The sequence below is a fragment of the Granulicella sp. L60 genome (assembly GCF_009765825.1).
Taxonomy (GTDB): Bacteria; Acidobacteriota; Terriglobia; order Terriglobales; family Acidobacteriaceae; genus Edaphobacter.
In genome coordinates this window covers 1,230,643-1,245,133 of record NZ_LMUR01000018.1, presented here as the reverse complement: position 1 = coordinate 1,245,133, position 14,491 = coordinate 1,230,643, and the positions used below count along the sequence as shown (strand labels likewise).

At 50.3% G+C, this 14,491-nt stretch carries 9 protein-coding genes; 3 read left to right on the top strand and 6 right to left on the bottom strand.

All coding sequences use genetic code 11. From position 1 onward, the window contains the following. Window positions 1–33: 33 nt before the first annotated feature. Window positions 34–1,794 carry a right-handed parallel beta-helix repeat-containing protein gene (locus tag GSQ82_RS15500; RefSeq protein WP_158793112.1) on the top strand — a complete coding sequence of 587 codons (1,761 nt, stop codon included), beginning with the start codon at window positions 34–36 and terminating at the stop codon, window positions 1,792–1,794. 510 nt (window positions 1,795–2,304) lie between these two features. Here the strand turns inward: GSQ82_RS15500 and GSQ82_RS15495 are convergent. The 5 genes from GSQ82_RS15495 to GSQ82_RS15475 all read right to left on the bottom strand — a co-directional run bounded on the left by GSQ82_RS15495 (window position 2,305) and on the right by GSQ82_RS15475 (window position 9,145). Beyond that, complete coding sequence (locus tag GSQ82_RS15495; protein ID WP_158793111.1) at window positions 2,305–3,120, bottom strand: class I SAM-dependent methyltransferase; 816 nt, start codon at window positions 3,118–3,120, stop codon at window positions 2,305–2,307. 293 nt (window positions 3,121–3,413) lie between these two features. Then, window positions 3,414–3,716: an FkbM family methyltransferase gene (locus tag GSQ82_RS15490; protein ID WP_158793110.1), complete on the bottom strand. Its 303-nt coding sequence runs from the start codon at window positions 3,714–3,716 to the stop codon at window positions 3,414–3,416. Window positions 3,717–5,563: 1,847 nt separating this feature from the next. Then, window positions 5,564–6,826: a glycosyltransferase family 1 protein gene (locus GSQ82_RS15485; protein ID WP_158793109.1), complete on the bottom strand. Its 1,263-nt coding sequence runs from the start codon at window positions 6,824–6,826 to the stop codon at window positions 5,564–5,566. Between the two features lie 54 nt (window positions 6,827–6,880). Then, on the bottom strand, window positions 6,881–7,849 hold the full coding sequence (locus GSQ82_RS15480) for a glycosyltransferase (protein ID WP_158793108.1): 969 nt from the start codon (window positions 7,847–7,849) through the stop codon (window positions 6,881–6,883). Window positions 7,850–7,918: 69 nt separating this feature from the next. Beyond that, the gene (locus GSQ82_RS15475) at window positions 7,919–9,145 is read right to left on the bottom strand and encodes a Wzz/FepE/Etk N-terminal domain-containing protein (RefSeq protein WP_158793107.1); all 1,227 of its coding nucleotides are present in this window, start codon (window positions 9,143–9,145) and stop codon (window positions 7,919–7,921) included. An 862-nt stretch (window positions 9,146–10,007) separates the two neighbouring features. Between GSQ82_RS15475 and GSQ82_RS15470 the strand changes: the two genes are divergently transcribed. Beyond that, window positions 10,008–10,934, top strand: a complete 927-nt coding sequence (locus GSQ82_RS15470; RefSeq protein ID WP_158793106.1) for a glycosyltransferase family 2 protein — start codon at window positions 10,008–10,010, stop codon at window positions 10,932–10,934. A 683-nt stretch (window positions 10,935–11,617) separates the two neighbouring features. Further along, a complete protein-coding gene (locus GSQ82_RS15465; protein WP_254061671.1) occupies window positions 11,618–12,613 on the top strand; it encodes a glycosyltransferase in 996 nt (331 codons plus the stop codon). A 504-nt stretch (window positions 12,614–13,117) separates the two neighbouring features. Here GSQ82_RS15465 and GSQ82_RS15460 read toward each other — a convergent pair. Then, on the bottom strand, window positions 13,118–14,437 hold the full coding sequence (locus GSQ82_RS15460; RefSeq protein ID WP_158793104.1) for a lipopolysaccharide biosynthesis protein: 1,320 nt from the start codon (window positions 14,435–14,437) through the stop codon (window positions 13,118–13,120). Window positions 14,438–14,491 lie beyond the last annotated feature (54 nt).

Below are 14,491 nucleotides of genomic sequence, written 5' to 3'. Positions count from 1 at the left end.
TTATACTTAGGATAAGTAAAAATTTGATTTGATATGAGAAAAGACAGAAGAGAATTCCTACATAACACGACGCGAATGGCGGCTGGCGTGATGTTGTTTCCCAATAGTTTTAAGGTAAACCGGAAGATGGACACTCACTTCGGCCCATTCAGAGCGGTTAGTACCACATATTATGTGGATACCGCGGGGAGCAACCAAAATAGTGGCACATCAATTTCAGAACCCTGGGAAAACTTTAAAAACATCAACGCAAAAACCTTCATCCCGGGAGACTCTGTTCTGCTCAAGCGCGGTTGTATCTGGAATCAGGAACTGAAGATCAACGGTGCCGGAAGTCCCAAACAATTCATTACTGTCGCCGCATATGGGGTGGGCGCTAGGCCGAAGATACAGCGGGACGGTAAGCCTACAGATAGGTGCATGCGGCTCAACAACGCGTCTTACATCCAAATATCAGGCATTGAGGTCAGCAACGGCGGCGCGGGCATCGTGCTTTTTTACGATCATTCCTACAACAACCGATCCGTTTATCTTGATGACATCGTGGCGCACGACTTCATGGGATTACCCCCTGAAGGGCAGACGGATCGCGTAACTTGGTCATATGGGATAGGTGTGACGGGTGTAGAGAACACGCCCAACAACGAGACTCGCGTCTTGTCCGACCTCAAGATCACAAATACGGAGGTCTACAACACCGGTGCAGGAATTGCCCTTGACTGGGGCAATCACTTCTGCGCTGACGGGAGCCTTGCACTCAACAATAAGTTCGGTGATGTCTATATGGAACACTTGAACTTGCATGACAATACTGTTGACCCTGTATCTTTTGCCAGTCTCTTCATCACAAGTGTCACTGGATGCACGATAAGAAATTCCACAATCGATAAAGGTTGCAAATACGCCACGACAGGCACTGCTGCATTGCAGATCATGTACTCAAAAAATGTAACTGTGGAAAAAGTAACGATAAAGAACACACCGTTCAACCCCTGCCCAGATAACTCCGCAATCGACTTCGAATGTCGAAACGAGAACGTATTGGTTGACGGTTGTAGCTTCGAAAATAATGCCGGACCGGCAATCGAGCTCTTGGCTACCCCAAACAACGCCGATCCCTACACGCGTAATTTTGTAATTAGGAACAACACCTTTATAGGGAATAATTGGGCTCGCAAATTAGGGCCGTATCAAATCCTAGTTCCCGACTGGCAACACGGTAATTGCCCAACTGGAAAGATATCTAACAATAAATACAGCAACGCGCCAAACACGCAGTTTCTTGGCGGAGACGGTAACACGACTCAGATCGAATTGAGTGGCAACAAGAATATCGGGCAGCCCGAATCAGAAGCAACAACGATCAAATTGTGGAAATTCGACTCCGAAGGAGACCTCAAAGGTTGGCGAATTGGAAACGGGTTACGCAGACTTCATGCTAGCAGCGGCCGTCTCGAAGGAGAGATAAATGGCGCTGATCCCAGTATTTTGTCGTCTGAAGATTTAGGGATATCGATCTTTGCGAAAATATTCGTCAGGATTGTGATGAAAAATGCGACCAAAGCAGCGTTCGGACAAATCTACTTCATTACGAATGCCGACATGATCTGGAACGAGGACAAGCATCGAGATTTCTGGTTGCATTCAGAGGAAGCAGGTTACAAGACATATGATCTAGATATGTCTCTAGTGGCGGGGTGGAACGGTATCTTAAAAATGTTGCGGGTCGATCCGGAGCAGGGTGTCTCGAAAGGGGCGTTCAGCATCGATACAATCGAAATTCTTAGAGGTTAGTGTACTGCATGGCAGGAATGCTCGCCAGCTCCCCATGTCAATATCAAAGCCTCAGCGGCTTCCGCTCTCCGGCACCTACCCTTCTTATAGCGGTCATCCTTTCACCGTCAACGGCGATGAAAGATGATCGCGCTAGATCCTTACGGAGCAGCCATTGCCACCCTCAATCCGTCATACTCATTGCGTCAGCGAAGTACGTCTGTTCCGATCTCACCGTTTTTGCACTCGTGTTTAGTCATATTCCGCTCGCCATAGCCACTTTAATCTGCCGCAGCAGGTTCACTACCTTCTCCGCTCGATACCTTGCCTCGTACCGTGTGCTCTCCTCGTGCGAGTGTGTCTCTTAGTCACTCGTACAAGACAAGTCCGGTACTCCACGCACAGGAGGCAACTTACTTCATCTCAACTGTTAGCCTTACTTATCAAAGCTTCTTGAGACGCCAAACCCTGTTCCGCATCGCAATCTGCCTCACCTACAACTTTCCTAAGCTCTGGTCGATAAGACAGCTTTTATTTTCTACACACAAGCCAACTCTGAACCGGGTTGAGCAAGAAGTCGATGTTTGTGAACCCAGCTTCGCGGGCCACTCCCTCCATAAACTCTTTGGTGTAAGCGACCGCAGCCTCTGGATATTTGAGGTTTTCGACGTATGCGTCACCAATTTTGTGCTCAAAATTCCACCGGCCGCCACGTTCTATGCTATCTAAACAAAAGAACGTCATGCACATGACCCCGTCCTCCCGAAGCACCTTGAACGATTCGGAGGTATAGTTTACGAGTTCAGGAACCAAGAGATGAGTATAGAGAGAGGTGGAATATATAAAATCCTTACTTGCCATCTCTCCAAAAAAGAACTTTATAGCTTCAGAAGATGTATCCGAAGTATAAGTAGCGCTTTTATGGGTAGAAGCTAAGAACGCAAACTTGTCTTTCGGAAAGTGTTCACTACACCATTGAAGTAATTCTTTATCAATATCTATACCAAGGTAGGTTCCGGTAAACCAGTCATTCCGCAGTGGGTGCGCAATGCGCCCACAGCCGCAGCCTATCTCTACGACATCGGAGTCGGGTCTAACATAACCTTTAGTTAACCAACGCACCCAGTATTGCATTCCTAGCCATAGATGGTAGGGCTGGTTAAAGAGGAGTTTGTTGTTGACGCCGACACGTACCCGCATGTGATTAGGCGGAAGTTCTCGATATTCCGAGAAAAATAGGTTAGGTATTCCTGAGATTGCATCTCCTACAATTTTAAAAAGTGGATTGTAGCTAAGATGAGCTGCGGAAGGGACAACCTTACGTACGAGTCGATCAAAACTACCCATTCAAAAATGTTTCCTTTCTGGGTTCTAGGGGCTTGTGTGCTGTAAGCTGGGTGCTCTGGTACGCCATCCAGCGCAGATTTTCCGCTATTTGAAATTCAAGCCTTTAATCGAATATAAACCCTAAAGACCGTATCCACCATGTCAGCATCATGAATGGTCGACTGCGCTCAAGAGGAGGTGCTCCAAGGTAGCCAGGCATTCGATGAGGCCTGCCATCAATCCGGCTTGAGGTGTCGTCGTCCGTCCCGAAGGTCAAACAAAACGAAGGATCGTCACGCAACGTCTTCGCCCCCTTATAGAGGATCAAAACGCAGCCACTGTTGGACTTCCCAACGCCCTTCAGAGCAGAGGATCCACCGATCGATCTCTGCGGAGTCATCGAGTTCCTTGATCGTCCAAGGATTACGGGGTCCTGGAAACCAGGTCGTTGCGCTGTGTGTCTTCGAAGCGGCCTTGATGAGGCGTTCCATCTCCCCATGGGGATCGGCATAGATATGGGCATGAGTTTCGACGACGATCAGCGAATCCTTTAAGAAGGCAAAAAGTTTTTCGGTAAGTAGCGTGAATTCCGCACCTTCAATATCTATAAGCAACATTGTCTCTTTCGAGTTGATCTTATTGAGCGCGGAGCATATCGTCAAAGTGGTCCGATGCAGTGCCGAGGATCGTTATCTTGTCCGAAACGCCGTTTCAGCAGCCAATCGAGCGATGGCCGCGCGGCACTCAGGCATGGATTCGAAAGCCACGGAGCGGTCGACTTTGCCACTATGAAGAAGACGGACCGCGTAATATCCGTCTGCAGCACCGACATCCACAACACTCAGAAGCGAGCAGAAGCCCCCCGCGAGGTTCTCCATAACTTCCTGCTCGTATAGGCCGAGAATCATGCCCCCTGCTCCGGTCGGCTCAAGTGAGGATTGTCCAACCAGCGCATCCCGACAAAAGGGCCATACTGAACAATACCGCCACACTGTGTGAAGATTTTCCATTACAAGCGACGGCGGTAAAGGCCGACAACACCGCGAAAGTTGATGTGACGCCTAAGGTTTTTTGCGACACGTCTTAAGCAAGACGGGTCCTCGATGCGAACAGCAATCTTTTCATTCTAACTCTAACGATAAAAGGATAATGTAAATTGTTCGCGGCCTTGTCACGCAACTCTATCACCGGGAACTGTACTGACCAGATGGGCCTCCAACTAACAAAACACCACGATCAGTGCCAAACCGCCAAAATAGCTGGAATGGGTTGCAGTAAAAGGCACATCAATGTTTTTCTGAATCTCGGCAATTCCAACAAAATAATCCCACACTCTACTAAGCTAACCCCTGAGCCAGTGCAGAAAGGCTCGCCCTTAACTGAAGTCGCCCCATAGGGGGCGGTTATAATCTGCAATGTTCATGAGGAATCTTTTCTATATCTACGTTGTCATGTTGATTCTTCTCCCCACAGGGAGCGTCTTCGGCGTCAATATCAAGATGCTTGTCTTCCTGCCGCTTTTCTTTGGAGCCGCGAGACTAGCGACTCGCGAAGAAAAGGCCTTGAATGCCGTGAGTTGGAGCCTATTCATATTCTCCGCATTCTTCGCATGGGCCTTCTTACTCCTGTTTCAGCCCTTCAACGATCCCGCAATGGCTTTCTCTCAGCTCAAAGACGTAATCACAACGCTTGCAGGGTGCTGGATTATTAGGCAATTTGTCGGTTCTGAGGAGAATGAGAAGTTCATCAGGGTCTGCATCTTTGCAGTCGCTTTCGCCGGTTTCCTAAAGGTCTTCATCTTCGGCTATGCATTCGTGGCTGGTATACCTGTGAGCACGATTGTTGAGGGAATATCGAAGCAGTTCGGCGTAACCTTGATGTCCCTCGATCTTGGAGATGTTGGTGGAAGAATCTCCTTCGTTTCGGATACTCTTCTGCCGAGCTGCATTTTTGCTTTGCTATGCCTGCGAACCCGGCTAGGCATTACGGCATTCCAGGCTTCCGTTGCTCTAATCCTCTTGCTTATTTCTGACCTCTCCACTTTCGCCAGATTTACCTGGGGGTTTACAGTCGTCGCAATTGCACTGGCCTTTCTGGTGGGACAGAAGGACAGGATGCATAAATGGGTCATCGCCGCCTGTGTAGCGATGGTTGGATATTTCAGTCAAACCATCTTTGCGATTATAGCGTTCCGATTCTCAGCGGATCTTGTCTCTTCATCCGACGATGTGCGCATCTGGCAGATTAAAGCCCTGAAAGAATTCTTTTGGGATGCTCCATTCTTCGGCAACGGTCTGGGAAGTCATCCCCTCAACCTGATCCGAGCGGAAAAAACTCCCTATTTGTACGAGGTGGAAATCATGGCCGTAGCAGGCCAGGTGGGACTTATTGGCTTAGTACTGTTTTTGGTGATTCTGTTCAACTACTACCGCAAGTCATTTAATTTCAGCAATAACACACGATATCAACTCGCGGTGCTGATTCTACTTCTTTGCTCCCTCGCGAATGGTTTCTTCAATCCGTCCTTGCTATTTTCAGCAGCCGCCGTAAACTTCGGTATGCTCTTCGTGCTCGCCTCTTTAAATCCGAAACCGGTGTGGAGTGCGGATTTGTAGACTTCCAGAGTCTGTTGGGCTGCCTTAGGCCAGGTAAACTTGGCGGCCTGATGCAAGGAGGCTTCGCGGAGGGCTGCTCGAAGTGTCTGATCATTCAGGAGCCGGTCTAGGGCTGTCGCTATCTCCTCGGTATTGTGGGGATCTACCATCAGTGCTGCTGTTCCGGCTACCTCGGGCAACGAGGAAACATTGCTGGTGACTGTGGGCGTCCCGCAGGCAAGAGCCTCCAGGACTGGTATTCCAAATCCCTCATAAAGTGAAGGGTAAGCAAACACGGCGGCAGCGGCGAGCAGGGTAGGCTTATCTTGTTCGTCAACAAAGCCTGTGAAGAGCACTCGAGACTCAAGGTTAAGACGGCGAACCCTCTCGAATATCTCATCGTAGAGCCACCCCTTCATACCTGCGAGCACAAGACTGGTGTGGGGATTGCTTGCAGCGATCGTGGCGAATGCGTTTACGAGTCTCAATAAATTCTTTCGTGGCTCGATCGTGCCGACAAACAGAATGAAATTCCCGGGCAGTGAATATTTAGAAAGTAGATCCGCAATAAGCGTGGGACTTGCAGAAGGAACAAACAAATCGCTTTTGCCATGATAGATAACAGAAGTGAATCCGCGAGGTTGTCCCAAGATTTCTAGATAATCACTTTCTGCCGAACGAGACACAAAGATCAGGCTGTCTACCCACCGTGCGGATGCCTCGATAAAGCGCCGAAAGATGAAGGTCTTCAGAGGGACATGCACTTCCGGCATGGAAAAGAAGGTCATGTCGTGGATGGTGACCACGGTTTTAGATGTGAATGAGATGAGTGGAAATGAGTAATGCAAGGAGTGCACCACATCAATCCGATGCCGCCACAGGAGGAAGGGCAGAATCATTTGCTCAAGAAGTACGAATCGAAGAGGAAGTATTCGGAAGATCTTCGCTGGCGCCCAGATCATTGTTACGTTTGAATGGTGGCTATAATCCAAATCTTCATCGTCGCTCAGAGCCAGAATAAACAGGTGCGCATCGCGTTTAGCACGCACCAACTCCCGAATTAAATTCTCCGCATAAACGCCGACGCCGGCTCTTTTCCGGGCAATCACTGTTGCGTTGATTAGTACGTTCATAGGCTCATTACACGGGTATAACTATGTCGCAATTACAACTCCCTTTTAGCGATCCTAAGGTATACGTCTTTCCGGGAGTCCGGCTCGAGAGTTAGACCACCCCCTCCAAGCTTCGATCCTTCTTCGGCGTGATGTGAAGAGTCGTCGTTTCATCTCACTAAGAGTTACCGACAGATATTGAGATTTCTCGGGATTGAAAGAATCCTTGAAAGCTCTCCCCGTAAGACGAACGATACGCTCAAGCCTAGCTAGGGATCCAAGTTTCATATCCCAAAAGGCGCACTCATCCAGCAGCCCCGCCCGATAACGTTCAACACTCATTCTCTTCTCTTTACGTAGGAGAGCGAGCTCATGGTGAACGATCACATCTCCGGCGATAAACACCTTCTTTCCGCTGTTTGCGAGTTTATGAAACATGTTGAGATCGCTGATATCGAGTGGAAAGAATGGATCGTAGCCGCCAATCTGGCATAGGGTAACCACGCGTAAGGTCGAAGCCGAGTTGACCGCGTAGGTCGGACACGAGGCTGTACGAATGAAGTCGGTAGCGTACCAGCGAGGTAATGCTCCCCATACCAATCTAAACGGGGAGAGAGAATGCCCGTCTCCAACGACCTTCGGAACGATTGCTCCGACTTCATGGTGCGCCGCTTGCTCTAACGCAATCTCGCTAATTCGTTCGAGAAAGTTTATGGGAAGCGACGTATCTTGATCCAGGGTCAATAGCCAATCGTAGCCCTCCATCTCGGCTATCTTGAGGGCTGAGTTATACGCTTGCGCCAAACCCGGATTGTGTGGGGCCGCCTGGTATCGGACATTTTCGGGAAGATCTCCTGCGTCCTGCCCCCCGGGTGTGTTGTCCTGAATGAGAACTGCAAGCTTCAACTTCGAGCTTGCAGCTTGCTGTGCCGCAGCAAGCAAGGTGAGTAGGCTCGAGGATGCACCGGGGCGGATCTTAAAAACAACGATCACTGCAAGCAGCTTAATTTCCGGTTGAATAGCGTCGCTTATCGATTCTTGCATCAGACCTTCAGTCCACTTGGTTCTCGGTGTGGTCTCATATCACTTGACCCCGAGATGGTTCGGGCTATCCTACCAACGTAACCGTACAGCATCCCGCAGGCGATCAAGCTTGATCGCCGACTCTGGAATTTGGCGCATACGATCGAGGGCCGCGCGCAGATAAACCCAAAGGCAGGCACAGCAAAACCCAAGAACCGCGCTTCCTATCGTCAGGAGCAGGCGGGACGGACCGGATTTTTTATCTGGTGGTACCGCCCGATCTACCACCTGAATAATTGGCGCAGACTTCGCTTCATCAATGCGGGCTGCTTCGTATTGTCGTGAGAGTAGCTCGAAGAGGGTGTCGTGATACTTTACTTCGCGTAGTTTTCGCGCGTACTCCAGGCTTCCTTCGGGAACCTTTCCCGCCGGAATCTCTGTGTCACCGGGCACCATTTTCTTCTGATCGTCTTGCTGCTTACTTAATTGCTGGTGCAGTGCATCGATCTCGCGTTGTATAGAGTAGATGTTGGGATTCTGATCCGTGGCATAGGCACGCATCGCCTGCAATTCTACCGAGAGACTGGAAATCTGTGCCTCGGTCTGTGCGATACTGCGGATCGCCATCTCTGCCTGACCCGATACCGTGATCAAGCCGGTCTTTTCTTCCGTTTTCTTGAGATCGTCTTCTGCCGCGGTGAGTGCGCTTCTTTCCTCCGTCAATTGCCGATCGAAGAAGAGACGCCGTTGACTGGCTTCAGTGATTGCGAGCACCGAATTCATGGAGTACAGCTCATCGACATAGGCATTCGCAAGGTCACTCGCGCGCTGGGGATCGTGGTCCTCGACGCTAATGGTGATCAAACCGTTTTTCGCAACTTCGAAGATCGCATGCTTGGCCAATTTTTTGCGTGTGTCTTCCGACCTCTTCAATTTCCAGAGCGACTGCAGTTGGAATTTGGTAATTAGATGGTCAGCGATCGTTCGGCTTTGCAGAATTCCTACGTACATATCCGCGGGGTTTTTGAGCAAATTGCTTGCGCCGCCTCCGAAGGAGGCCAGAGCACCTAGCTGCCCAGCCAGCATGGAAGCGGTCGATTGTGGAGTCTGCGGCGGGAGGATGATTGCTACGGCGGTAAAGCTAGGCTTCATGGCGAAGCTGATCAATGTCCCAACAAGCAGAGCGATCAGGGTGACGGCAATTATCCGGCGACGGTCCCTCGCCAAAACGAGCAGCATGTCGAGAGCCGGTGTTACCTGTCTACCTTCCTCCGCAGCTTGTTCAAAGGCGGTTTGTGGTGGGTGAAGGGTGGCCATTCTTGCTATGATAACTCATCAATGAAGACCTCGGACTTCTAGGCTAAGCCTTGCTGGGATATGCTTTTAGCTGGTGGAGTTCTCCCTCGATCAACGTTCGGACCACATCCGTCATCCCGTATGTGCGTGGAGTGCCGGGCTTGCTCTGTACCAGTGACTAAGAGACACGCTGGAACAGCATATGACAAGAGGTATCAGGCGGAGCAGGCTGGGAACCTGCGACGGATTGAAGTGGCTGTGGCGAACGGGGTGACGACAGCAGGCGGACAAGGACGCTTAGATCGTGGAGTAGAAGTACTTTCGTTGGCGCGAGGATATGTAGGGTTGTAGATGGATAAGGCGAAGCGGCCGAACGAGCTTGAGCAGGGGAGTGCGAAGCTGAAGCGGTTGGTCGCTGAGTTGAGTCTGGGCAACTTGATGTTTAAGGACATCGCGTCGAGAAACAGGTCACTGCCGCGGCTCCAGGGAATCATGTCACAGTCAACGAACTTGATCTGATTATTCAATGAGGCACGACCTTCATCGCGGGTTAGCAGATTTGAAATGAGATCCCGATCCGCTTTGCTTTCGTCGAGTGAAATATTGTGGTTACGCCGAGCGTAGAGCCAACGGCTCGGACTCATTCTCCGTTCGAGTAGCAGCGCAATTACGTAAGGGCACTTGAGGACCTGTTCGCTTCTATGCCAGCAACCCTTTCGCCCGATCATTGGTTCAGAGTTGCATCCGAGCTATAACGATTTGTGATCAAAAATCTCACAGCATCCTTCCTCATTTGCTATACTATTCCGAGAGTAGATTTGGGGCATTATTCAACCTAGATGTAAACACGAAAAAAGCGGGTGCGCGGCAACGCGGAAATCGAATGACAACCGGGATCAGTCAGGCCAATGCAATCACAGTTGTAATCCAAACCTTCAATCGCCTGCCGATCTTGCGGCTATGTCTGCAGTATCTTGAAGCACAGACCGTGACGGATTTCGATGTTATCGTAGTCAACGATGGATCGACTGACGGTACGGAGGAAGCCCTGATAGAGATCCAGAAGTGCTCCCCTCTCCGTCTGCGGATTTTAAGCCAACAGAATGCTGGACCCGCTCGTGGCAGAAACTTTGCGATTGGGAACGCAACGACTAATCTCTGCCTGCTAATCGGTGACGACATTCTGGCAAGTCCCGGGCTTTTGGAAGCTCATCTGCGATTTCATCGTGAGAACCCAAACCGTGCAGCAGTGGGGCTTGGCTGGACAAAATGGGACCAACTGCACCAGGATGTAACCCCCTTTATGCAGTGGTATGAAGAAATACAGTTTGACTACGGACGCCTTACCTTCGGACTCGATCCCACCTGGCACCACTTTTACACCAGTAATCTATCCTTCAAGACAGATCTCGTTCGGACTAATCCATTCGACGAACGTTTCAAGCGCGCGGCTTGGGAGGATATAGAGCTGGGATATCGACTTATCACGGAAGACAAGGCTCATCTAACATTTCTCAGAGAAGCCCTCGCCACGCATGTGCACCCAACGACCTTCCTGCAAGCAGTCAAGCGAATGCAAACACTTGGCAGCTCAGAGCATCAGTTCCATCAAATCTGGCCAGCAGCACGAAACAACTTGGCAACGGATACCAAAACAAAGATCTGTGCTTTCCTGGCCATACATCCGCTTCTGCTCGAAAGTCTTACCTTGACAGTCGATCGCCTGTCAAGGTTTCTGAGACCAGGCAAATTACATGCCGCAGTACTACGCAGTCATCAGCTGCGCAGATACTTGGAATCGCACCCCTGAAGGAGCTCGCTGACGCTACGCTAGCTGGATACTTTTTCATTGATCCCATTGCATCGACATCATTCCTGCTTGCATCTGGAATGACTGTATTCGAGGAATCCATTACACTGAATTCTTGCTACGCCTCGGCGAACGCTTACACCAGCTGAATCTTTGCTAGGTGACTGGAGACGATAGGAATCAGATGAAGGTACCGGATGATAACGAACCATTACTACGCCACATAATCTCCGAATCCTCCAGTGTCTCTTTTGAGGAGGAGTCGGGCTCATTAACTGTCTTATTACAGATTCTGAAGAGTCGCCGGCGGCTGATTTTTAGAACATCTCTCTTGACTTTTCTAATGGTCACAATCTTCGCCTTTGTTCTACCCCCTATCTTTAGTGCGATAGCTTCCTCTATCCCGCCAGATGCTAACAATTTCTCACGTGCAGGAGCGCTCGGGGGACAGCTATCAGCTCTGAGAATGGGCAGTTTTCTTGGCTCCAAAAGTCAGGAGATTTTTATGTTGGCATTCTGAAAAGTCACACCATAGACGACAAACTGATACAGCGCTTCGAATCTTATGCAGGTTTATAAGCTGAAAAAGGAAAGTCTCGCGAAGAAGAAGGTCCGTCCAAAACTACATTTGATGTTGGGACAAAAGACCCATTGAGAACTGAGGCCAATCTGTGAGTATGAGCATGCGATTTTCAGTCGCTATGTGTACTTTCAACGGACAGAAGCACATTGGCGAACAGCTGGAAAGTTTGAGCCGCCAGCAATTACTTCCAAGTGAACTCGTTCTCTGTGACGATGGTTCGACAGATAACACGTTGAGCATCGCAGAGGCCTTTGCAAGACAAAGCCCCTTCCCAGTAAAGATAGTCCGTAACCCGGATAATCTTGGTCACAGTCGAAATTTTGCCAAGGCCATCAATCTTTGCTCAGACGAACTGATCGCGCTGAGCGATCAGGACGATGTCTGGTATCCCGAAAAACTCGCTCGGCTTGCTGAGCTCTTTTGCAGCGGTGGTGTTTCTGTCGCAGGCGTCTTTTCGAATGGAGACCTGATCGACGAAGCATCACAGCCGCTTGCGGGAGACCTCTGGGGAAGCTTTGTCTTCGACGTCACCGATCAGCGCCGGTTTCGTTCAGGAGACGCCGTTGACGTACTACTGCGTAGGAATGTCGTGACGGGCATGACCTTCGCTTTCCGCAGCTCGTATCGCGAACAGCTCACCAGCATGCCGGTGAGCTGGAATCACGATGCGTGGCTAGCCCTAATGCTGGCAACGCGAGCCCAATTGATCGCCTGCCCCAAGCACTTGGTAGCGTATCGCCTGCATGGTAACCAGCAGATCGGCGTACCGATCACTTCCAAGGAGAAGCTTCGGTATATTCGGAATCATGGGCTTGCTGCCTACGTTCAACATTCACGTGATCGCAACATGAAGGAATATGCAGGGTACGCCGTTCAGTTCGATGACCTAGAGGCCGTACTCGCGAAGGAAACTATCTCGATCGACAGAGAATTATTGTGTAAAGTGCGCGCGAAAGCCGCCCATGCCCATCGCGGCATTGAGAATCTGTCGCTCAGCAGAATCCAGCGCTGGCCTAAAATTTTAGGCGATCTGGAAGGCTACAAGCAATACTCCCCGACCGGAAGGAACGCAGTGCTGCGAGACCTGCTTCTCTGAAAACGATCATAAAGACCGCTTTGCCGCACTCCGCCCAACCCCAGCATCCTGGCAATCACCGTTCTCTACAAAAAGCTGCCTCGCGAATCCCCTAAAGGCCACATCGCAGGAACGCGATTGTCTCTCGATCCCCTCACAAAAGACCGCTACTATCCAACAACTAGCGAATGTGGTGAAGAAGACCTTTGCCTCAGCAAAAGACACGGTGATATCTGCACCCTAGATCTGTGCGATTAAGATCCACAGAAGCAGAACCGCCGGTAACTCGAAGAGTAACGCCACATTCCAAGAAGCTGTGCGCCTGCTAGCCAAGAACTTCTGCACCGAGAAGATAACAACAGTACGAACAAATTACTTTTACCTTGATGCCGAGTATGGAGCCGCTAGGTAGTAGAACCAACAGATATAAATAAACGTAGAAGAGAGGTGCGAAGCTGTTTGAGGAGCTGTTCCAGAGAGAAGGCCCTGTTATCAGCTCGCAGTGCCCTTTCAGCCGTGCTCAAACTATACCAACGCCGTCGAGGGACCATCGGACGCTTTGTTCCTTTGAGCTCGCAAGAATCCGTAGATCGCCACGTACGAATGCGAGGCAAGGTAACAGAAACTGGAAGCAAAGTTAAACATCACTGCGCTTCTCGTATCCCGAACCCCGAAGATCACCGTGAAACCGATCTGAACCACAAGAAGGAGGGCAATCTCCGCAATCGTGCCTCGCCAGAAGACCCACTTGCGCGAACGGTTCATGATCCAGATCAAGCCGGCAATGTAGTTGATGCAAGCCGTAAGAACAACCCACCCGATCAACCCGCTTAGCGTGCTGTATCTTGGTCCCAGGAGCCACAAAAAAGCGGAGGGAGCGACAAGAGCAAGTAAAACCAGGGCAACACAGCCCACGATCGCAAGAGCCGTCAGCTTGAAGTAGGTAATAAGAAGTTTGTTGCTTGGCAGGCGGGCCACAAAGGGTTCGACCAGGACAATGTTGAATGTCATGAGCAGGTTAAAGATCAATCCGAGGCGCGCCAGCGCAGCGACTTCAGCGATACTGACGGTGTTGCCGAAGATGCTGATGAGAAACAGCGAGACTTGCCCATGGAAAGCCCCCAGAATGATCGCGGGAGAGGCAGGAAGCATATAATGGCGGATTTCTCTCCTGATGAAAGGATCGTCGTTCTCCGGCCATGCAAGATATTGGCGGCTCTTCTTTCCGAGGAAGTGTCCATTAGCCGTGATGTTCAATGCGCTTAGCCCTGCGGCCGTCCACGCATTGAGTCCGCCTAAAAAGGCTAACACGACGTAGACCACGAGCCTGCCAGCAGCGGAGATCGTCTGAGGAAAGTAATACTCGTGCAGCTGCCTGTGCAGAAATAGAGGCGCTGAATAGTAAGAGAGGGGACCACTTGAGTAAAGCGCGATCAACACAGAAACGAGCAATATGGCCTGAACAGACCATGGCCAGTGCTGTCTGTGCGTCATGATAAGGAAAACAATCGCCGCCAGAGGGCATAAAATCCAGAATGCAGAATCTCGAAGAGACTTTGCTCCTCGCACATATCTGCCGACCACAGCCGGATCAAGAGATCGCCTGCCAACTAAGGGAATGATCGTGCCGGCACATCCCAAGTCCATCAGGACAGAGGTAGTTGCCTGAAACCCGGAAGCCAATCCATACTTTGCATAGTCGCTCACACTGAGAGCCCGTATCAGGAACAACCCTATGACGATGTTAATTCCTTGCAGCGCTCCTTGACCAAGAAAAAAGCTAAAGATTAATCCTAAAATGCGGCGACCCCGCGATTTATTCTGCGATTCTGTGTGTTCCTTCAAAGCTACGTTGCCTCCGCCCAAAACACCGAATCGCTCTTATCATAAGTATCGTCC

What these genes read in the sequence shown, in the direction of transcription:
- GSQ82_RS15500 (WP_158793112.1), top strand. Translation starts at nt 34, where the DNA reads ATGAGAAAAGACAGAAGAGAATTCCTACATAACACGACGCGAATGGCG.
- GSQ82_RS15495 (WP_158793111.1), bottom strand. Translation starts at nt 3,120, where the DNA reads ATGGGTAGTTTTGATCGACTCGTACGTAAGGTTGTCCCTTCCGCAGCT.
- GSQ82_RS15490 (WP_158793110.1), bottom strand. Translation starts at nt 3,716, where the DNA reads ATGTTGCTTATAGATATTGAAGGTGCGGAATTCACGCTACTTACCGAA.
- GSQ82_RS15485 (WP_158793109.1), bottom strand. Translation starts at nt 6,826, where the DNA reads ATGAACGTACTAATCAACGCAACAGTGATTGCCCGGAAAAGAGCCGGC.
- GSQ82_RS15480 (WP_158793108.1), bottom strand. Translation starts at nt 7,849, where the DNA reads ATGCAAGAATCGATAAGCGACGCTATTCAACCGGAAATTAAGCTGCTT.
- GSQ82_RS15475 (WP_158793107.1), bottom strand. Translation starts at nt 9,145, where the DNA reads ATGGCCACCCTTCACCCACCACAAACCGCCTTTGAACAAGCTGCGGAG.
- GSQ82_RS15470 (WP_158793106.1), top strand. Translation starts at nt 10,008, where the DNA reads ATGACAACCGGGATCAGTCAGGCCAATGCAATCACAGTTGTAATCCAA.
- GSQ82_RS15465 (WP_254061671.1), top strand. Translation starts at nt 11,618, where the DNA reads ATGCGATTTTCAGTCGCTATGTGTACTTTCAACGGACAGAAGCACATT.